General features: G+C 66.1%; 18 protein-coding genes. 5 read left to right on the forward strand and 13 right to left on the reverse strand.

The window, feature by feature from the left end:
• The first annotated feature begins 43 nt into the window (after positions 1-43).
• From arsB to ACWGQ2_RS06590, 3 genes are read left to right on the forward strand one after another with little or no spacing between them, the layout of a single operon-like run.
• Positions 44-1,189 (forward strand): ACR3 family arsenite efflux transporter, encoded by a 1,146-nt coding sequence (gene arsB, locus ACWGQ2_RS06580; protein ID WP_452015517.1) that lies wholly within the window; start codon positions 44-46, stop codon positions 1,187-1,189.
• Positions 1,186-1,608: an arsenate reductase ArsC gene (locus ACWGQ2_RS06585; protein WP_452015519.1), complete on the forward strand. Its 423-nt coding sequence runs from the start codon at positions 1,186-1,188 to the stop codon at positions 1,606-1,608. Before arsB ends, ACWGQ2_RS06585 begins: the two co-directional genes overlap by 4 nt.
• A 24-nt stretch (positions 1,609-1,632) precedes the next feature.
• Positions 1,633-3,090 (forward strand): FAD-dependent oxidoreductase, encoded by a 1,458-nt coding sequence (locus tag ACWGQ2_RS06590; RefSeq protein WP_452015521.1) that lies wholly within the window; start codon positions 1,633-1,635, stop codon positions 3,088-3,090.
• Positions 3,091-3,677: 587 nt separating this feature from the next.
• Here the strand turns inward: ACWGQ2_RS06590 and ACWGQ2_RS06595 are convergent.
• The 7 genes from ACWGQ2_RS06595 to ACWGQ2_RS06625 form a co-directional block, all read right to left on the reverse strand.
• Positions 3,678-5,816 (reverse strand): 3-hydroxyacyl-CoA dehydrogenase NAD-binding domain-containing protein, encoded by a 2,139-nt coding sequence (locus ACWGQ2_RS06595; RefSeq protein ID WP_452015523.1) that lies wholly within the window; start codon positions 5,814-5,816, stop codon positions 3,678-3,680.
• The gene (locus ACWGQ2_RS06600; protein WP_452015525.1) at positions 5,816-7,057 is read right to left on the reverse strand and encodes a thiolase family protein; all 1,242 of its coding nucleotides are present in this window, start codon (positions 7,055-7,057) and stop codon (positions 5,816-5,818) included. Before ACWGQ2_RS06600 ends, ACWGQ2_RS06595 begins: the two co-directional genes overlap by 1 nt.
• Positions 7,058-7,171: 114 nt before the next feature.
• A complete protein-coding gene (locus ACWGQ2_RS06605; RefSeq protein WP_452015527.1) occupies positions 7,172-8,041 on the reverse strand; it encodes a F510_1955 family glycosylhydrolase in 870 nt (289 codons plus the stop codon).
• Between the two features lie 44 nt (positions 8,042-8,085).
• Complete coding sequence (locus tag ACWGQ2_RS06610; RefSeq protein WP_452015529.1) at positions 8,086-8,691, reverse strand: DUF305 domain-containing protein; 606 nt, start codon at positions 8,689-8,691, stop codon at positions 8,086-8,088.
• Between the two features lie 102 nt (positions 8,692-8,793).
• On the reverse strand, positions 8,794-9,249 hold the full coding sequence (locus tag ACWGQ2_RS06615) for a DUF6153 family protein (protein ID WP_452015531.1): 456 nt from the start codon (positions 9,247-9,249) through the stop codon (positions 8,794-8,796).
• A 79-nt stretch (positions 9,250-9,328) separates the two neighbouring features.
• Complete coding sequence (locus ACWGQ2_RS06620; protein ID WP_452015533.1) at positions 9,329-10,369, reverse strand: hemolysin family protein; 1,041 nt, start codon at positions 10,367-10,369, stop codon at positions 9,329-9,331.
• Positions 10,362-11,723 carry a hemolysin family protein gene (locus ACWGQ2_RS06625; RefSeq protein ID WP_452015535.1) on the reverse strand — a complete coding sequence of 454 codons (1,362 nt, stop codon included), beginning with the start codon at positions 11,721-11,723 and terminating at the stop codon, positions 10,362-10,364. The genes ACWGQ2_RS06620 and ACWGQ2_RS06625 overlap by 8 nt, the downstream gene beginning before the upstream one ends.
• A 233-nt stretch (positions 11,724-11,956) precedes the next feature.
• Here ACWGQ2_RS06625 and ACWGQ2_RS06630 point away from each other — a divergent pair, with 233 nt between their 5' ends.
• Complete coding sequence (locus ACWGQ2_RS06630; RefSeq protein ID WP_452015537.1) at positions 11,957-13,078, forward strand: NAD(P)/FAD-dependent oxidoreductase; 1,122 nt, start codon at positions 11,957-11,959, stop codon at positions 13,076-13,078.
• Positions 13,075-13,944: an RNA polymerase sigma factor SigJ gene (sigJ, locus tag ACWGQ2_RS06635; RefSeq protein WP_452015539.1), complete on the forward strand. Its 870-nt coding sequence runs from the start codon at positions 13,075-13,077 to the stop codon at positions 13,942-13,944. The genes ACWGQ2_RS06630 and sigJ overlap by 4 nt, the downstream gene beginning before the upstream one ends.
• Here sigJ and ACWGQ2_RS06640 read toward each other — a convergent pair whose 3' ends face one another.
• From ACWGQ2_RS06640 to ACWGQ2_RS06665, 6 genes are all read right to left on the reverse strand, one after another.
• Positions 13,945-15,225 carry an HRDC domain-containing protein gene (locus ACWGQ2_RS06640; RefSeq protein ID WP_452015541.1) on the reverse strand — a complete coding sequence of 427 codons (1,281 nt, stop codon included), beginning with the start codon at positions 15,223-15,225 and terminating at the stop codon, positions 13,945-13,947. It lies immediately after the preceding gene.
• Between the two features lie 55 nt (positions 15,226-15,280).
• Positions 15,281-15,907: a DUF3000 domain-containing protein gene (locus tag ACWGQ2_RS06645; protein WP_452016066.1), complete on the reverse strand. Its 627-nt coding sequence runs from the start codon at positions 15,905-15,907 to the stop codon at positions 15,281-15,283.
• A 123-nt stretch (positions 15,908-16,030) separates the two neighbouring features.
• On the reverse strand, positions 16,031-17,095 hold the full coding sequence (locus ACWGQ2_RS06650; RefSeq protein WP_452015543.1) for a threonine aldolase family protein: 1,065 nt from the start codon (positions 17,093-17,095) through the stop codon (positions 16,031-16,033).
• A 42-nt stretch (positions 17,096-17,137) separates the two neighbouring features.
• Positions 17,138-17,863, reverse strand: coding sequence for an SDR family NAD(P)-dependent oxidoreductase (locus ACWGQ2_RS06655; RefSeq protein WP_452015545.1), 726 nt, complete (start codon positions 17,861-17,863; stop codon positions 17,138-17,140).
• Positions 17,860-19,233, reverse strand: a complete 1,374-nt coding sequence (locus tag ACWGQ2_RS06660) for a DUF6421 family protein (protein WP_452015547.1) — start codon at positions 19,231-19,233, stop codon at positions 17,860-17,862. The genes ACWGQ2_RS06655 and ACWGQ2_RS06660 overlap by 4 nt, the downstream gene beginning before the upstream one ends.
• A 110-nt stretch (positions 19,234-19,343) precedes the next feature.
• Positions 19,344-20,066 carry a VC0807 family protein gene (locus ACWGQ2_RS06665; RefSeq protein WP_452015549.1) on the reverse strand — a complete coding sequence of 241 codons (723 nt, stop codon included), beginning with the start codon at positions 20,064-20,066 and terminating at the stop codon, positions 19,344-19,346.
• Positions 20,067-20,148 lie beyond the last annotated feature (82 nt).

The following is a 20,148-nucleotide window of genomic DNA, read 5'->3' on the forward strand; positions in this document are numbered from 1 at the left end:
CATCGAAAGTCATCGATGTTTTACGGTGGCAATTCTGCAAACGATGCACCCAAGGAGCCCTGTGACCCACCCCGCGCTGCCGGCAGCCGCTGACCGGAGTGACCGGAGGACGGCACTTCGGCTCTCCACCCTGGACCGGTTGCTGCCCGTTTGGATCCTGGCCGCTATGGCTGCGGGCCTGCTGCTGGGAAGGTTCGTTCCCGGCATCGGACCGGCGCTGGACTCGGTCAAGGTGGCAGGGGTATCCCTGCCGATCGCCCTTGGCCTGCTGGTGATGATGTACCCGGTGCTGGCGAAGGTGCGGTATGACGAAACCCGCACGGTGGTCGCGGACCGCAAACTTATGCTCACGTCACTGGTGCTGAACTGGCTGGCCGCTCCGGCCTTTATGTTTGCCCTGGCTTGGATCTTTCTTCCCGACCTGCCGGAATACCGCACCGGCCTGATCATCGTGGGGCTGGCGCGCTGCATCGCCATGGTTCTGATCTGGAACGACCTCGCGTGCGGCGACCGGGAGGCTGCCGCCGTCCTGGTGGCGGTCAACTCCGTCTTCCAGGTCTTGGCCTTCGGCGCCCTCGGCTGGTTCTACCTGCAGGTTCTGCCGGGCTGGCTGGGGCTGGAGACCACCAGCGTGGAGTTCTCCTTCTGGGCGATTACCCTGAGCGTGCTCGTGTTCCTGGGCATTCCGCTGCTGGCCGGATTCCTGACCCGCGCGCTCGGTGAGAAGGCGCGCGGCCGGCAATGGTACGAGGACAGGTTCCTGCCCAGGCTGGGCCCCTGGGCTCTTTACGGACTGCTGTTCACCATCGTGTTCCTGTTTGCACTGCAGGGCGACGAGATCACCTCCAACCCCCTCGACGTCGCGCGGATCGCTGTGCCGCTGCTGGTCTACTTTGTAGTGGTTTTTGGCGCCGGAATGCTGCTGGGCAAACTGCTCTCGCTCGGATACGCCCGCACCACCACCCTTGCCTTCACCACAGCGGGCAACAATTTCGAACTCGCCATTGCCGTAGCCATTGCCACCTACGGGGTGACTTCCGGGCAGGCGCTGGCCGGCGTCGTCGGACCCTTGATTGAGGTTCCTGTCCTCGTTGCCCTGGTCTACGCGGCCCTCTGGGCCCGCAGAAGGTTCTGGCCCGAGGCCCTCGCTGTCCCTGGAGCCGCACCCGCCGAAAGGAGCGTCCCGTGAATTCGTCTGCAGTCCGGGAAAAGCCCTCTGTCCTGTTTGTCTGCGTCCATAACGCCGGGCGCTCCCAGATGGCCGCGGCCTACCTGCGCGTCCTGGGGCAGGGTCGGATCGAAGTCCGCTCAGCCGGATCCGCACCCGCGGATAGCGTCAACCCGGCTGCTGTGGAAGCAATGGCGGAGCACGGGATCGACATGTCCGCCGAACTGCCCAAGGTGCTGACCGTTGACGCCGTGCGGGACTCCGACGTCGTGATCACCATGGGCTGCGGCGACGCCTGTCCAGTCTTTCCCGGCAAACGCTACGAGGACTGGCAGCTGACGGACCCGGCAGGCAAGGGTGTGGAGGCGGTCCGTCCCATCCGCGACGACATCAAGCGCCGCATCCAGCTGCTCATCACCGATCTGCTGCCGGCAGCCTAAGAACTTCAGCGAAGGAACAATCCAGTGTCTAAGATCCAACTACCCGAACTGCCAGTCGCCGTCCTTGGTGCCGGTCCCGTGGGACTGGCCGCCGCCGCGCACCTGCTTGAACGGGGCCTGACGCCGGTCATCTTCGAAGCCGGGGCCTCGCCGGCCGCGGCGGTGGCCAGTTGGGGCCACGTCCGGCTGTTTTCACCCTGGCGCTACAACACCGACGCCGCTGCCCGCAGGTTGCTGGCGTCTACCGGCTGGCAGGAGCCGGACCCGGATGAACTCCCGACCGGCGCCGAACTCTGGAACCAGTACCTCCGCCCGCTGGCCGAGGTCCCGGCCATCGCCGCCGCACTGCACACCTCCAGCGAAGTCATCGCGGTCGGCCGGGAAGGCCTGGACAAGACCCGCAGCGCAGGCCGGGCGGCGACGCCGTTCCTGGTCCGGGTGCGCACAGCAGACGGCGTGGTCACTGACCATCGCGTCCGCGCAGTTATTGACGCGTCCGGGACCTGGAACACTCCCAATCCGCTGGGCCACGCCGGATTCCCTGCCCCCGGCGAAACCGAGGCACATAACGCCGGGTTCATCACGGATCCGCTGCCCGATGTCACGGGGAGCAACCGGCCGAAATTTGCCGGGCGGCACGTCCTGGTGGTCGGGGCGGGCCATTCGGCAGCGAACACCCTGCTGTCACTTGGCAAGCTGGCCGAGCAGGAACCGGGGACCCGGATCAGCTGGGCCATCCGAAGCGCCAGTGCTGCCGGCGTTTACGGCGGCGGAGACTTGGACGGCCTGCCGGCACGTGGCGCCCTTGGGAGCCGGTTGCGTTCCCTGGTTGAGGACGGCCGGATTCAGCTGCACACGTCCTTCACGATCACCGGGTTCGAATCGGCGAAGAACCTGACGGTCTACGGAACCACGCCCGACGGCGGGAAACAGCTGGAAGTGGACCTGCTGGTTCCTGCCACGGGTTTCCGGCCGAATCTGGACCTGCTGCGCGAGATCCGGCTGGACCTGGACCCTGCCGTCGAAGCACCGCGGCAGCTCGGTCCGCTCATTGATCCTGAGTTCCACAGCTGCGGCACTGTTGAACCGCACGGAGCCCGGCTGCTGTCCCACCCGGAAAAGGACTTCTACATAGTGGGCATGAAGTCCTACGGGCGGGCTCCCACGTTCCTGATGGCCACCGGCTATGAGCAGGTCCGTTCCATCGCCGCTGCCCTCGCGGGGGACCAGGCGGCAGCGGACAATGTGGAACTCGTGCTGCCCGAGACGGGCGTGTGTTCCACGGATGTCGGCAGCAGCTGCTGTGACGCTCCTGCGGCCGGGGAGGCTGCCCCTGAAACAGCAACCGAGTCCTCCTGCTGCGCTCCCGTCGAAGAGGCTCCCGCCTCAACTACCGAGTCCTCCTGCTGTGCCGCTCCGGAACCGGCCTTCCTTGGCATCCCCACCGGCCTGCAGCACGGGCGTTCCGGAGGACTGTCCTGAGTCCGATGGCCCGCATGCTAGCGTGATCGCACAGTTCGGTTTTCAGCGATGGAGGCATCAGATCATGGGGGACAAAGGCGCAGCCTGGCCGACCGTCACCGGGTGGGTGGTGGCAGGGGTCTGCGTCGTGTGTGCCGCCGCGAGCATTGTCCTTATCGTCCTGGACGCGCCACAGGGTGTTCGCCTCGTTCCCTCGGGCCTTGGTTTGGCTGCCGTTCTGGGCATACTTGTAGCCCTCCTAATGCAGAGAGCTCGCGCCAAAGATCCTGGCGGACCGGGGTAAGTCGTTCCATTCCGCCCGTCCCGGATGCGTTCAGGCTCAACCTTCGGGGAGATACGGGCGTTTAGGACCCCTCTGGGAAAACCTTCGGTGAGTTAACGCCGTTCGGAGCGCTCCAATTCAGCGTCAACTCACCGAGGGTTTCGTGATTCACCACCTAAGCAGCATCATCTCCCCGAAGGTTTGCCGCTGCTCAAGAAGCGCGAGGGTACGCACAGCAAAAGCGCCGGACGGACCGGGTTAGGCGGCAGGAATGCCGCCGTTCCGGTCCGCCCGGCGCTTACCAAGCAGATGAAACCAGCAAGAACTAGGAAGCAGCCACCGGAACAGCACCGGCGTTAAAGAGCTTCCCGTTGACCCGGTCAGAGGCACCGACACGGTCCAGGTACGGCGTGATGCCGCCCAGATGCATCGGCCAGCCCGCGCCGAGGATGACGCAAAGGTCGATGTCTTCCGGGCCGGCCACTACGCCTTCGTCCAGCATCATGCCGATTTCCTCAGCCAGGGCGTCCTGCGTGCGGCGCAGGACTTCCTCCGAGGTGGAGGGCGAGTCGCCGAAGGTCAGCAGGTCGAGGGTTTCCTGCGGCACGTACGGCTTGCCGTCCTCGTCCTTCTGCCACAGCGACTTAATGCCGGCGTCGATCAGCTTCTGCGAGTTTTCCGAGACGTAGAACCGGTCGCCGAAGGCTGCGTGCAGGGACTCCTGCACGTGCTGCCCAACCGGCAGGCCAACCAGGGCCAGAAGGCTGAACGGGGTCATCGGCAGGCCCATCGGGTGCAGGGCGTTGTCCGCGGTGGCGGCGTCGGTGCCCTCATCGAACACCTTCGTGATCTCGCCGAACATCCGGCCAAGGATGCGGTTGACCACAAACGCAGCCGCGTCCTTCACCAGAACCGCGGTCTTCTTCAGCTGCTTAGCCAGGACAAACGCGGTAGCCAGCACGGCGTCGTCGGTCTTCGGGGCGCGCACAATCTCCAGCAGCGGCATTACGGCCACCGGGTTGAAGAAGTGGAATCCAACCACGCGCTCGGGGTGCTGCAGGTCCGCCGCCATTTCCGTGACGGACAGCGAGGACGTGTTGGTCGCCAGGATGCACTCGGGGGAGACCACGGCCTCCACCTCCGCGAAGACCTGCTTCTTGACGGACATTTCCTCGAACACGGCTTCAATCACAAAGTCAGCATCCGAGAAGGCTTCCTTGGACACAGACCCGGTGACCAGTGCCTTGGTGCGGTTCGCGGCGTCGGGGGAGATGCGTCCCTTGCCCAGCAGCTTGTCCACCTCGGCGTGGACATAGCCCACGCCCTTGTCCACGCGCGCCTGGTCGATGTCCGTCATAACCACGGGCACCTTGAGCTGCTTGGCGAACAGCAGCGCCAGCTGGCTGGCCATCAGGCCTGCTCCGACGACGCCGACCTTGGTCACCGGACGGGCAAGCTTCTTGTCCGGGGCACCGGCGGGACGCTTGCCGCGCTTCTGCACCAGATCCAGGAATGCGTACACGGTGGACTGGAACTGCGGAGTCTGCATCAGTTCGGCCAGTGCGTCGCACTCGGCTTCGCGGGACTGCTCGCGGGTCCAGTCTTTGCCGGCTTCAAGAATGTCCAGCACCTTCGCCGGGGCGGGCGCAGCGTTGGAGGTGCGTGCCTCGACGAAGGCGCGGCCGGCTGCCACGGCGGCGTCCCAGCGGTCGCCCACCACGGAGGGGTCGACGGCGTTGGGCCGGGTGACCGTCTCCGCGCCGGTGATGACGCGGGCGGCCCAGGCGAGGGACTGCTCCAGGAAGTCCGCCGGCTCGAACAGCGCATCAGCGATGCCGAGCTTGTAGGCCGCCGGACCGGAGAGGGTGCGGTTGTTGCTCAGCGGGTTCTCGATCATGACCTTGACGGCGTTCTCGGGACCGATAAGGCGCGGCAGCAGGTACACGCCGCCCCAGCCCGGCACCAGGCCGATGAACGCTTCCGGCAGCGCCAGGGCGCCCGCTCCGGTGGAGACCGTGCGGTAGTCGGACTGCAGAGCGATCTCCAGTCCGCCGCCGAGGGCTACGCCGTTGATGAACGCGAAGCTGGGAACGCCCAGCGTGCCGAGCTTGCCGTACACCTCGTGGCCCAGAGCGGCCATAGCTACGCCGTCCTCGTACTCAGCCAGGGTCTTCACGGCCGAAAGGTCGGCGCCGGCGACGAGGTAGTGCGGCTTTCCGGTCACGCCGACGCCCACGATCTCGCCCTTGGCGGCGCGTTCCTTCAGCTCATCCAGAACGCCGCCGAGTTCCAGCAGGGTGTTCGGGCCCAGGGTGGTGGGGCGGGAGTGGTCGACGTCGTTGTCCAGGGTGATCAGCGCGAAGGTGCCGGCACCGCCGGGCAGCTCGACGTCGGAGACGTAGGAGTGGGTGACGACCTCGTTCGGGAAGAGCCCGGCCAGGCGCTGGTAATCAGGTGCGGTCATTACTTCGAAGCCTCCGTGGACTCGGTGTTGTACTCAGGGTGGTTGGGGTTTTCCCAGATGACGGTGGCGCCCATGCCCAGACCGATGCACATGGTGGTCATGCCGTAGCGCACGGACGGGTCTTCCTCGAACTGACGGGCCAGCTGCGTCATCAGGCGCACGCCGGAGGAAGCCAGTGGGTGTCCGACGGCGATCGCCCCGCCGTAGCGGTTCACGCGGGGATCGTCGTCGGCAATGCCGAAGTGGTCCAGGAAGGAGAGCACCTGGACGGCGAAGGCCTCGTTGATTTCAAACAGTCCGATGTCCTCGATGGACAGTCCGGTCTGCTTCAGTGCCTTCTCCGTGGCAGGAACCGGTCCAATGCCCATGACCTCGGGTTCGACGCCGGCGAAGGCGTAGCCGACCATGCGCATCTTCACGGGCAGCCCGAGTTCCTCGGCGGCGTCCGCGGAGGCAAGCAGGGCGGTGGTGGCGCCGTCGTTCAGGCCGGAAGCGTTGCCGGCGGTGACGCGGCCGTGCGGGCGGAAGGGGGTGCGCAGCGTGGCGAGGTCCTCGACGGTGGTTCCCGGGCGGGGCCCTTCATCGACTGTGCTGAGGGTCCAGCCCGCGCCGGCTTTTTTGGTGGCGACCGGAACCAGGTCCGGCTGGATCTGGTTGCCTGCGTAGGCCTTGGCCAGTTTCTCCTGGCTGGCGGCGGCGTACGCGTCGGTGCGTTCCTTGGTCATATCCGGGAAGCGGTCGTGCAGGTTCTCTGCCGTGTTGCCCATGTTCAGTGCTGCCGGATCCACCAGGCGTTCGGTGACGAAGCGCGGGTTGGGGTCGGCGTCGAAGCCCATCGGGTGGTGTCCCATGTGCTCCACACCGCCGGCAATAACGACGTCGTAGGCGCCGAAGCCGATGCCGGAGGCGGTGGTGGTCACTGCGGTCATGGCGCCGGCGCACATGCGGTCGATGGCGAAGCCGGGAACCGTGCGGGGGAGCCCTGCCAGCAGCGCTGCGGTGCGGCCGATGGTCAGGCCCTGGTCGCCGGCCTGCGTCGTTGCGGCAATGGCCACCTCATCCACGCGCTCGGGAGGCAGGGAAGGATTGCGGCGAAGGAGTTCACGGATGCACTTGACCACCAGGTCATCGGCACGGGTGTCGGCGTACATACCCTTTTCGCCGGCTTTTCCGAAGGGGGTCCGAACGCCGTCGACAAAAACGACGTCCCTGATCTGCCGTGCTCGGCTCTGTGGGCTCAACGTACTGCTCCTCTTTGAGATGTGGATTGGCTCACGTTCAATGTTACTCGTCAGTAACTTAGGCTGCAAGGGTCAGGGGCGGGCCTGTTGCCGCCCCTGACGCCTGCTAGCAGACTACGGTGCCTTGGCGGGCTGTTCGACTTTTACGCTGAAGGTCCTCCCTCCGTCGGCGGAGTACTCCAGTCCTGCGTCAGTCATGACCCAGACCTGCAGGCCGTCAGCGGCCTCGGCTGCGGTTACGGCGGCCGGATAGCCGGATACGCGGCCGGCAGTGTCCCAGCTTTGCCCGCGGTCAGTGCTGATAAGGATTTCTCCATCAGGTAGGACACCAACAATCCGGGACTCGGTGACGGCGGCCAGCATGATCACCGGTGCACCCGGAAGCGGGCCCCAGGTGAGGCCGGAGTCGTTGGAAACCAGCGGGCCGTCCTCGGTCGTGGCGAGAACCAGTGGACCGGACGGCGAACCGGCCAGGCTGTGCGGCGTGAACTGTGCCGGTGCATCGGTCCACGACCGGCCGTCCGCGCTGAGCCGGAGCGTTCCATCGAACCCGATGATTCCGCCGCTGGCGACAGTGAGGGCGTGGAAGTCGGATTTGCCGGCCAGCGACTCCCGCGTCCAGTCCTCCCCGTTGGCGGAGCTGATGAGCCCAACCGGATCCGGGAGGTCGACTCCTGGCCCCGGGTGCCCCGAGGCCAGGTAAACGCCGTCGCCGTCAACGGTGAAGCCCATCAGATCGATGTTTGCGCCGGTGGGGCGCAGCTCGCTGCCGGAGACTTCGTAAATGCCCTCATGCGAAGCGATTAGCACGTCAGTGGTTCCCGGCTTGAGGGCCAGTGCATGGACGTGGGTGGGATAGGTCGGTTTGGTGGTTTCCTGTCCGCCCCCGCCGGCCTGGCCGCACGCGGCCAGGGTGAAGAGCAGGGCAGCTGCGGCGCTTGCGGCGGTGAGCGGGCGCCGGCGGGAGGTGTGTTGAATGGTCATGGTGGTTCCAATCGAACTGGTGTGGATTCTCGGAGCGGAGGGGGTTAGAAGTCCCGCAGCAGCGCTCTCATCTGCTCGATCTCAGCGTTCTGTTCCGCTCTGATCGCCTCCGCCAGTTCGACGGCGCCGGCGTTCCCCCCGGCAGCGGCCTCATCCTCGGCCATCTCCACGGCCCCTTCGTGGTGGGCGATCATCTGGGTCAGGAAAAGCCTGGCAGCCTCCGTACCCTGTGCCTCCTCCAGAGCCGCAAGATCCTCGTCGCTGAGCATTCCGTCCATCATCATGGAGTGCCCTGCCATCGGGTCCCCTGGCTCATTCCAGTCGTGGAGCCAATCCTCCATCTTCTGGATCTCCGGACCCTGCGCCGCTTTGATCTTCCCGGCCAGTTCCGTGATTCGGGGATCCAGTCCTTCCTTGGCGAGCATGATGTCGCTCATGGTGATGGCCTGTTCGTGGTGCGGAATCATCATCTGCGCGAACATGGTGTCCGCACTGTTGTTCTCCGCCGTGCCGCCGGATGTTTCTTCCGCATGGTGGCTCATGCTGCCCGCAGTGCCCGGCGTGGAGCCCGGGACGTCAGGGGTGCTGCAGCCTGCGAGGAGGACGGCAGCAGCAACGGCTGCTGCGGGGAAAAGGGCATGGTTGTTCATGGTGGGTTCCTTCATAAGAACGATCTGGGACTGTGCATTCAGCCCTGCTCACCGGAGAAGGGTGCGCAGGATGGGCCCGGGCATAGAGCCGGGCCGTGGATTTTACGTACGGCTGATGCAGAGCTGATCGAGCGAAGGAGTGAGCACGGGGACCCCTGCCCTGGGCAGGACCGAAGGCGGGCCGGTGTTGTCCGGACCGCGGAGAAGCCGCAGGGGATCGAGCCCGAGTACGGCGGCAAGGCTAACCATTACCAGGAACAGGACACAGAGCCCTGCCATGCATCCCGCGGGCCCGCATTGGGCGCAGCCATCCGCGTGATGCCCCTCGGTCGGGACAGCGCTTGCCCCGGAAGGTGCCGGATCGGCACTGTGCTGCTGCGCGGAGGAGGCAGCGGCATGGGCAGCCGTGTGGTCCGCAGCCGGGTAGGGGTCAGCTACCATGTGCATCCCCAGAATGCCGGCGAGTATCGAAAGCAGGCCCAGTGCGGGGATCACGAGCCGCGGAAGCGACCGGACATGCACTGTCCGGGCAGCTATGGTGCGGATGGCGGCCCTCATAATGGCAAGGAGTCTAACAGCGAAAAACAAGGGAGCCGGAACCGCGCTGTGCGGTTCCGGCTCCCGGGGACAGGTGCAGCTATACGGTGGTGGCGTCCTGGACTTCGCCCACCAGCTCTTCAATGATGTCCTCGAGGAACAAGACACCGGTGGTGTTGCCATCGGCGTCGAATACGCGGGCCACGTGGGATCCGGTGCGTCGCATCGTATCCAGGGCGTCCTCCAGCTCGCTGCCGCGGAACGCCGAGGCGAGGCGTCGGATGCGCTTGGCCGGAACCGGGGCGTTGAACTTCTCCGCCGTGTTCAGGTCCATGACGTCCTTCAGGTGAAGGTAGCCGGTCAGGCCGCCGTCGGCGTCGGCCAGGATGTAGCGCGAGTAGCCGTGGCTGCCCACCGCCGCCTGGATGTCCGCCGGGGTTGGCTGGGCCGGAACCAGGACCATGTCCGCCAGAGGCACTTCAACGTCCGCGACGGTCTTCGACGTGAACTCGAAGGCGTTGGTCAGGGCGCCGGTAGCGTCGTCCAGTACACCCTCACGGGTGGACTGCTCCACGATCGTGGCGACCTCATCCAGCGTGTAGGTGCTGGTCGCCTCGTCCTTCGGTTCCACCTTGAACAGGCGGAGCACGCCGTTGGCGATGGAGTTCAGTGTCCAGATGACAGGCTTGAAGATCTTGGCCACGAGCACCAGCGGGGGAGCCAGGAGCAGTGCCGCGCGGGTCGGCACGGAGAAGGAGATGTTCTTGGGGATCATCTCGCCTGCCACCACGTGCAGGAAGGTCACCAGCAGCAGCGCCACGATGAAGGCGGTGATGCTGATGGCCTCCGGTGTCAGCGGCGTGTTGGCCAGCGGGATTTCCAGCAGATGGTGGATGGCCGGTTCGGATACGTTCAGGATCAGCAGTGAACAGACGGTGATGCCGAGCTGGCTGGTGGCCAGCATCAGGGTGGCGTGTTCCATTGCCCACAGCGTGGTCTTGGCGGCCTTGCTGCCCTGGGCGGCCTTTGGTTCAATCTGGGAACGGCGGGCAGAAATGACGGCGAATTCGGCACCGACGAAGAAGGCGTTCACGGCCAGCAGCACAAACAGCCAGATGATGCCGGGCAGATACTCACTCATGGATGGCTTCCTTCGTCAGGGTGTCGACCAGGCGGTCGTGCGCGCTGCGCGGTGATTCCGAACCGGGGTTGGGGGTGAAGCGGAGGCGTTCGACGTGGGTTCCCACGACGCGCTCGACGCGCAGGACGCCATCGTCGACTTCCACTTCATCGCCCAGTTCGGGCATCCGGTCCAGGCAGTGCGTGACAAAGCCGGCCAGCGTCTCGTAGTCCTCGCCTTCCGGCACGGTGATACCCGCACGGTCCAGGAGTTCATCGGGGCGCAGGGACGCATCAAAGGTCACCGAGCGTCCGGTGCGTACGACGCCGACGCGCGCGCGGTCGTGTTCGTCCTCCAGTTCGCCGACAATCTCCTCCACGAGGTCTTCCAGGGTGACGACGCCGGCGGTTCCGCCGTGTTCGTCGGTCACCACGGCGATCTGCAGGCCCTGGCTGCGCAGGATGCCCAGCAGGGAGTCAACGCCCATGGATTCGGGGACGCGCAGCGGCGGGACCATCACGTCTGCCGCCGTCGTGGTGGCACGTGCCTGAAGCGGCAGGGCAAAGGCCTGCTTGACGTGCAGCACGCCCAGGATGTCATCTGAGTCCCGGCCCAGGACCGGGAAGCGGGAGTATCCGGTGGAAACGGCAATCGCGATGATGTCCTCGGCCGTGTCCGTTGCCTGGACGCCGACCATGCGCACGCGCGGGGTCATGACGTCCTCGGCGGTGTGGTCGCTGAATCGCAGCGTGCGGTGCAGCAGCTCGGCGTGGTCCTGATCAAGTACGCCTTCCAGGGCGGAACGGCGCACGAGGAAGCTCAGTTCCTCGGCACTGCGCGCACCGGAAAGCTCTTCCTTCGGCTCGATGCCGAAGGAGCGGATGACCTTGTTGGCCGTGTTATTGCAAACCAGGATGACGGGTTTGAAGACGGTGGTGAACAGGGCCTGGAACGGAACCACCACCTTGGCGGTGGCTTTGGGAAGTGCCAGGGCGAAGTTCTTCGGCACCAGTTCGCCGATGATCATCGAGAGCAGGGTGGCGACGGCGATGGCGATGACTGCTCCGGTGCCGCCTACCACTGCTTCCGGGACGCCCGCGGAAAGCAGTGGTCCGCGGAGCAGGGAGCTGATGGCCGGTTCAAAGGTGTAACCGGAGAGCAGGGTGGTCAGGGTAATGCCCAGCTGGGCGCCAGAAAGATGGGTCGAGGTGATCTTCAGGGCCTTGATGGTCGGTCCAAGGCGCTTTTCCCCGGCGGCCTGGCGGGCCTCCAGGTCGCTGCGGTCCAGGTTGACCAAGGCGAATTCAGAAGCCACGAAGAGGCCGGTGCCGACGGTCAGCAGGAGGCCGACGCCGATCATGAGCCATTCATACATGGGGCTGCCCTCCTAGAACCAAGTCGTCTGGCACACAGGAGGGCATGGGTTTATGAGAAGGATCGTCCATAGTAGCCAAAAGCTTACGGCTTTTTCCTAGGAAAATCCTGAAAACGCCTAGCCAGAGCCGTGCAGCCAACAACGCCGGCACAGGCTGTCACAAAATCCTCTCCGGCGGTGTCTTATGTGTGGCCGCACAAACAGGCGGTTTCCACGACCAGGAGGAGAATCCAGTGAACAGCACAGCAGTAATCCTCGGTGCCGGCTATGCCGGCGTGATGGCAGCGAACCGGCTGGCAGGACAGGGCGTCAGCGTGCAGCTGGTCAGTCCGGAACCACGCTTCACGGAGCGGATCCGGCTGCACGAGTTCACGGCCGGCACCAGAGCGGATCCAACCGTTCCCTTCAGCACTCTCCTGCACCCGGACGTTGAGGTCATCCAGGCGGCCGCGGAGGAAATCGACGCGCCTTCCCGCCGGGTGCAGCTCACCGGCGGAACGTCCCTGGACTATGACTGGTTGGTCTACGCCGTGGGCAGCGGCAGCGGTTCCGCCCCCGCCGGAGCGGAGGCACCTGAGAGTCTGGGCGGTGCCGGTTCAGCACGGGAAAAGCTGGGCAGCCTGAGGCCAGGCGATCCGGTTGCGGTGGTGGGAGGCGGGCTGACCGCCGTCGAGGTGGCCGCTGAGACCGCGCACGCCCATCCGCGGAACCCCGTGACGGTCTACGCCGCCGGGCCGCTGGTTCAGCACTTTGCGGACAGTACCCGCCAGGGCGTGCTGCGCAGCCTGAAGCGCGCCGGGGTGCAGGTGAGGAGGCAGCTGGTGGATCCGGAGCACCTGCCGGAAGCGGCGGCTGTGCTGTGGTGTGCCGGTTTCAGTGTGCCGGACCTGGCCGCCCGCAGCGGGCTGCCGGTCGACGCCGCCGGCCGGCTGCTGGTGGAGTCCCGGCTCCGTGTGCAGGGGCACGAGCGGATCTTCGGAGCCGGGGATGCGGCCGTCATCATGGATCCCGGCTACGGCTATCTTCCACAGACCTGCGCCACGGCCATGCCTATGGGCGCCGAAGCGGCATCGAACATCCTGCGCTCCCTGGCCGGTGAGGATCTGCCTCCGCACGACAGTGGATTTCAGGCCCAGTGTGTGTCGCTGGGCCGGCGTGACGGTGCGGTCCAGTTCCTGTACCCGGGTTGCACGCCCCGGCGATTGCATGTGCACGGCAGAAGCGCAGCGGTGCTAAAAGAAGTAATCTGCCGCATGACGCTGCGGTGGATGCGCGGTGAAGCCAAGCGAAGCGGAGGTTACACATGGCCGGCCGGACCCCGGATGGAACCGAATCCAGCACTGCAGCAGGTGTGAGAGCCCAGGAGCAGTTCCTGGCGCACCGCCGCCTGGTTTTCACCATCGCCTACGACGTGACCGGATCGGTGGCAGATGCTGAGGACGTGGTGCAGGAAACGTGGCTGCGCTTCGCGGCTGTTTCCCGCCCGCCGGAGAACCCGCGGGCGTATCTGGCCCGCATGGCGTCACGGCAGGCGCTGAACGCCGTTCGCACGTCGGCTCGGCGCCGCGAGGAGTACTCCGGGGAGTGGCTGCCTGAGCCGCTTCCCACCGGGCGGGACGCGCGGGCGGACACCGACCCCGAAGCGTCCGCCCTCACTGAGGCTGAAGTCTCCACGGCCATGCTGGTGCTGCTGCAGCAGCTGAGCGGACCCGAACGGGTGGCGCTCGTGCTGCGGGACGTCTTTGGTTTCGGTTACGCGGAGGTGGGTGCTGTGCTGGAATCCTCTGAAGCGGCTGTCCGCCAGATGGTTCACCGGGCCCGCGAACGTGTGCGGACCGGTGTGCCGCGGACCCAGCCGGACAAGGCTGAGCACCGCGCCGCCGTCGAACGCTTCCTTCAGGCTGCACTCACCGGGGAAACCCAGGCGCTCCTGGAGGTGCTGGCACCGGAGGTGGTGCTGCACTCCGACGGCGGCGGCAAGGTGAGTGCGGCCCGCCGGCCGGTTTACGGGCCGGAGAAGGTTGCAGCACTGCTCCTGGGACTTGCCGTCAAATTCGGCGAGGGTGCCGCGCCGGAGTTCGTTGAACTGAACGGGCTTCCGGCCGTTGCCTTCCGGGAGGACGGAACGGTCACCACGGTCTTCCAGCTGGTACGTCAGGACGGACTGATAACCGGCGTCTACGCCATGCGGAACCCGGATAAGCTCCGGCTCCTGCAGTAGCTACTCCTTGTCGGTGTCCTTCTCCGGAAGTGGGTCGGGGTCCAGGAAGGCGACCGTGAGCACTGCGGCGGTTTGCTCAACCTGCCATTCGCGTGCACCCAGCTCGCGCAGGGCAGCGGTGATGGTGTCCAGATCGATCACGGCCGGCGGACGCCAGGCCAGCCGGCGCAGGTGGTCCGGAGTGAGCAGGTTTTCCACCGGCATGTTCAGCCGTTCCGCCAGAGCTGCCAGGCGCGGCTTGGCAGTGTGCAGGCGGGCAGCAGCGGCCGGATCGTTCCGGGCCCAGACCCGCGGCGGCGGCGGGGAGTTGGTGGGAATGTGCAGCGGGGGAAGATCCTGTGTGCCGCGGGCGGCGGCGATGCAGCGCAGCCAGCGCGGTGCTTCCTTGTGGGCGGCGCGGCCGTGGAACCCCGGGGTGGAGAGGAGCTGGGGAACGGTGGACGGCATGGCGCGGGCAGCGGCAACGATGGCGGCGTCCGGGATCAGGCGGCCGGGCGCGGTGTCCCGGCGTTCGGCCAGCTGCTCGCGTTCCTGCCACAGCTCGCGTACTGCTGCCAGCTGCCGCCGGTCACGCAGCTGGTGCATGCCTGAGGTGCGGCGCCAGGGATCCGTCCGCGGCGGCGCCGGTTCAGCGGTGCGGATGGCCTCGAACTCTTCCTCGGCGAACGCCAGCTTGCCGTCCGCTTCGAGGATCTTGATCAGCTCCTCACGCAGTTCAGCCAGGACTTCCACGTCCAGCGCCGCGTAGCGGAGCCAGGGTTCGGGCAGCGGCCGGGTGGACCAGTCCGCTGCTGAATGCTCCTTGGCCAGGCTGAAGCCCAGCAGGTTCTCGATCACGGCGGCCAGTCCCACGCGGGGCAGCCCGGCCAGCCGTGCGGCAAGTTCCGTGTCGAAGAGTTTGTCCGGCCACATGCCCAGCTCGGACAGGCAGGGCAGATCCTGGGTGGAGGCGTGCAGGATCCATTCGACGCCGGAGAGGGCTTCGTTGATGATGCTCAGGTCGCGCAGGGGTTCCGGGTCGATGAGCCAGGTTCCGGCGCCTTCGCGGCGAATCTGCACCAGGAACGCGCGCTGGCCGTAGCGGAAGCCGGAGGCGCGTTCGGCGTCGACGCCTGCGGGGCCGGTGCCGGCCGCAAGGGCCTTGGCAGCACGTTCCAGGCCGCTGAAGGTGTCAATGACGAGCGGAACGCCTTCACGGGGAGCATCAAGGACTGGAAGGGGCGCGGCGGGTTCGTCTGCGGAGAGCTCGGAGGCCGGATTGCCGGAAGTTTGCGCGGTCATAAGAACTTCAGTCTATCGAGAACTGGCGGTGATCCTGTTTTCCGGCTGATTGAGGCTAGTTCAGCCGGCGCCGCGGAAGCGGGGACACGCCGTCGGGCAGCGGAGGCAGACCGGCGAAAGTGCACACCATATCCGACCAGGCTTCGAGGTGGGCCTGGACGTCGGCGCCAGCCGGTGTCCAGGACGCCCGGAGTTCAATGTCGATCGCGTCGCTGCGTTCGGACAGAGTGCCGTAGCTCTCCGAGAGGATGCGGGTGGCTGTGCCGCCGGCTGAGGAATACTGTGCGCCGTGCTCCTGCAGGGCCTCTACCAGCCAGGTCCAGGCGACGGAGCCGAGCATCTGGTCGTTGCCCATATCCGGTTCAAGTTCCGCCCGGATGTACGTGACGATCCGGAAGGTTCCGTTCCAGACATCGCTGCCGTCCGGGTCGTGCAGCAGGATAAAACGTCCCGTCGCCAGCTCCCGGCTCTCCGGCAGAACAGGACCAACAGGTCCGTGGAAGGTTCCGTTGACCGGCTGCGGGCCCGACGCCGTGACGTCGGCAGCCAGCGAAACGGCATAGGGAGCCAGCCTTGTGGGGGCTGGAATTTCTTCCAGCCGCAGTTCCGGCCGGCATTTCGCCCGGCGCAGCGCCCCCAGGGCTGTCAGGAAATCCGGGGGCACCTGTGACAGGTCACCAATCGCACTCACCCTCGAAGGTTACGGCCGCTCCTGCGCGCAGGACGCGCAGGCTCGCCGGTGTGTCCTATTCGTTACGTGCCTACAGCTTACGCAGGAGCACACCGGCACCGACAGTACGGGGGTTTAGCGGGCTGCTGAAACCTCTTCGGCAATGGCTGCGGCAAACGCGTCGACGTCGGCTTCTGTGGTGTCGAAGGTGCACATCCAGCGGACTTCGCCGGTCGACTGGTCCCAGTCGTAGAACCGGAACTTGTCCCGCAGCTTGTCAGCCACGCCGGCAGGCAGCGTGGCGAACACGGCGTTGGACTGGGTCGGCTGGGTAAGGGTGATCCCCTCGATCTTTTCCACTGCAGCACGCAGCCGGGCAGCCATGGCATTGGCCGTGGATGCCGAACGCTCCCACAGGTCCGTGCCGTAGAGCGCTATGAACTGGGCGGAGACGAAGCGCATCTTGGAGGCCAGCTGCATGTTCATCTTGCGCAGGTAATCCAGGCCCGGGGCGGCATCCGGATCCAGGGCAACGATGCACTCGCCGTACATCATGCCGTTTTTGGTTCCGCCCAGGGAGAGGATGTCCACTCCGGCGTCGGCCGTGATCGCGCGCAGAGGTACGCCCAGCGCTGCGGCCGCGTTGCCCAGCCGGGCACCGTCCATGTGCAGCTTCATGCCGCGGGCGTGCACGTGGTCGGCAATCGCCTGGATCTCTTCCACGGTGTACAGGGTGCCCAGCTCGGTGGACTGGGTGATGGAGACGGCCAGCGGCTGGGCGCGGTGCTCATCACCCCAGCCCCATGCCTCCCGGTCGATGAGCTCAGGGGTGAGCTTGCCGTCCGGAGCGGGAACGGTGAGCAGCTTCATGCCGCCTACGCGCTCCGGGGCGCCGTTTTCATCCACGTTGATGTGGGCTGTGGAGGCGCAGATGACCGCACCCCAGCGGGGCAGCAGGGACTGCAGGCCGATGACGTTGGCTCCGGTGCCGTTGAACACGGGGAAGGCACGCATCCGGTTGCCGAAGTGGCCGGTGAAGACCTCGCGCAGTTTGGCGGTGTACACGTCTTCGCCGTAGGCCACCTGGTGGCCCAGGTTCGCCGCCGCGAGTGCGTCCAGGATTTCCGGGTGGACACCGGAGTAGTTGTCCGAGGCAAAGGCTCGCAGGGCAGGATCATGCAGGGAGGCAGTATCAGTCACGGGTGTCAGTATTCCTCAAGGTGGGTCATTGGTGAAAACGGGTCAGGTGCGGGGCACCAGGCTGATCCGCTTTCCGTTGATCTGTGCGGCATCGGTGGTGAAGAGCCGCACAGAGGCTGCGGCGAGGTCGTCGACGCTGGTGTAACCGGGGAACTTCCGCTCGGGCGCCGCCGCGCGCATTGGATCGTTCACCAGCGCCTTTACAACGAAGACGACGGCGGCGGCCCGGGTGCCGCTGAAGTCGGCGGCGATGGCCTGCACCCAGGCCTCAGCGGCGGCTTTGGCTGCCGCGTAACCGGCGTTTCCGCTGGTAGGGGATTCAACCGCGGTGGAGGAGACGATTGCCAGGCGCCCGTGCGGGGACGCCGCCAGCGCTCCGATGAAGCTGCGGCTCACGTTGCGCAGTGTGGTCAGAATGTTCTGCTGCAGGAAGTCCCAGTCTTCATCGCTCTGGTCTGCGAGGGTTCCCCCGCCGCGCCAGCCGCCCACGAGGTGGATCAGCCCGTCCACGCCGCCTTCGGCCTGCAGGTCCCGGGCCAGCCCGTCGACGTCGCCCTGCCGGCTGAGATCACACGTGCGGAGTTCAACCCCGGAGACGTCCTCCAGCGCTTCGGCCAGGCGCCCGGCACTGGAACCGACGGCAATTACCTTCGCGCCGGCCGCAGCCAGGGCTTTGCAGACCGCTGTTCCGGAGGCTGAGGACGCTCCGGCCACCAGGACCTTCAGCCCTGCCAGTGCGGTGGTGTCCTCTGCTCCGGCTGCGCTCATGACGTGCTGCTCCCTGTGATTCCGGCGGTGGATTCGATGACCGGTGCCATCTTCTTCGACAGCGCCTCATAGAACATTGACAGCGGGAATTCGTCGTCGAGCACCTGGTCCGTCAGTGCCCGGGGCGGTCCCTCGAGCGGCAGCGCGTCCGGGCCCTTCGCCCAGCGGGAAGCGGGGTGGGGTGTCAGCGTGCCTGACACCAAAGCGTACGCGGCGAGCCAGTGGGCTGTCTTCGGGCGGTCAATGGAACGCCAGTAGAGGTCCTCGATTTCCTCGCCGAGCTTGACTACGACGGCGGGGGCTTCGTCCCAGTCGATGCTGAGTTTGCCGTCGGTCCAGTGCAGCACTCGGTGCTGGTGCATCCAGGCGAAGAGCAGCTGCCCGCCCAGGCCGTCGTAGTTGCGCACGCGGGAACCGGTGATGGCGAAGCGGAAAATCCGGTCGAAGATCACCGCGTACTGCACCAGCTGGGCAGTGCTGCGCGCCTTGGGATCGGCGTCGTCGTCCTTCTGGATCTTCACCGATTCGCGGAAGGCCGTGAGGTCGCAGCGCAGTTCTTCGAGCGAGTAGAGGAAGTAGGGCATCCGCTGCTTGATCATAAACGGATCAAAGGGCAGGTCTCCGCGCATGTGCGTGCGGTCGTGGATCAGGTCCCACATCACGAAGGTCTCTTCGGTGAGCTCCTGGTTGTCCAGCAGCTCAGCTGCGCCCTCCGGGAGTTCGAGGGACGTGATCTCCGCCGCGGCCCGCAGGACCCGGCGGAAACGTGCCGCCTCGCGGTCGGCGAAGATGGCGCCCCACGTAAACGTGGGTGTCTCGCGCACGGCGACGGTTTCCGGGAACAGGACGGCGGAGTTCGTGTCATAGCCCGGGGTGAAGTCCCGGAAACGGATCGGCACAAAGAGCTTGTTGGAGTATTCGCCGGCTTCCAGCTCCGCGATGAAATCCGGCCAGATCACTTCAACCAGCACAGCCTCGAGCAGGCGGGACCGGGAGCCGTTCTGCGTGTACATAGGGAACACCACCAGATGCAGGAGCCCGTCGGTGCGGTCCAGCTGTGGCTGGAAGGCCATCAGTGAATCGAGGAAGTCGGGCACTTCCAGGCCAGCTTCGAGCCACCGGTCCAGGTCCCGGATCACCAGGTCAAGGTATTCGGCATCGTGGGGGAAGGCAGGGGCGAGCTCGGCGACGGCTCCGCGCACGGTCTCCAGCAGCTCGGCGGCAGCGCCCTTGTGGTCCGCGGGCACGGAGCCGTCCTGCTCCTGGAACTGCGCGAACTCAGTAGCCGCAGTCTTCAGCCGCTGCCAGGCGGCGGAGTCCTCGGGCGCAGCGAGCTGGTCCGCGGGGGAGGAGAAAGCAGTGGATGACATAGCTGAGACCTTCCGGTTGCACTAACTCCCGGGCCGGGAAGATGTGATGGCCCCAGCGTAGCCACAAATCAACTGAACTTAGCCTCAAAGTACATTCAGATTAGCAACGCTTATGCTTTCGGCTGCTGGCCGCGGGATTTGGCCCAGCGGGCCTTCGGGTAGTTCTCCACCGCCCAGGGGACGCCGGCGTAGAACGGCGACCAGGCGCGGGCAGCGCCCGAGACCTGGTAGTGAATGTTTGCCACCGCGATCAGGGTAATGGCTGTGCCCGTGGTCAGCGCCGTCGTCAGACCGGGCACGGCGTCCACCGGCAGGTGCCACGCCATGTAGATACGCAGCCCGGCGTCAGTGCAGAGTCCCACGCCCCACAGCACGGAGCTGATGCGCCAGATCCTCCGGAACCGGGGCAGCTGCTCCCACAGGACGTCCCACTGCCCGGGCCAGCCGAACCTGCCCTCGAGAATGGGCCGGCTCATAACGTAGACCAGGGGCTTGTGTGTTGCCGCGCTAATGAGGAACCACAGACCGGAAACTCCCATGACCAGGGCGCCGCGGGCCAGGAGGAACCGCTCGTCGCCCGGGATGAGTGAGACCACCGTGCTGAGCACCATCAGCGACAGGGCGTAGAGGCCAAACGGGGAAACTTTCCGCGACCGCAGCAGGTCCGCGAGGGAGCCCGCCACCGAAACAGCTGTCCCGGCCAGCAGCGCGGCGTAGGCGCTGACGCCGGCCGCACGAAGTCCGTAGAACAATGCGACGGGAACGAGGAACTCGATGCCCGCGCGCAGGAGTCTGGCTGCTGCCGGTTTTCTGCTGGGGCTGGTGCTGCCCATAGCCTCTCTCCCGTCTGGAAGCGACGGGCAAAAAAGTACGCCGGGCAGGTAAGCAGGGCCAGAGCCTGCGGAAACCAGTTCC

This window comes from Arthrobacter sp. NPDC055585, from assembly GCF_053619115.1.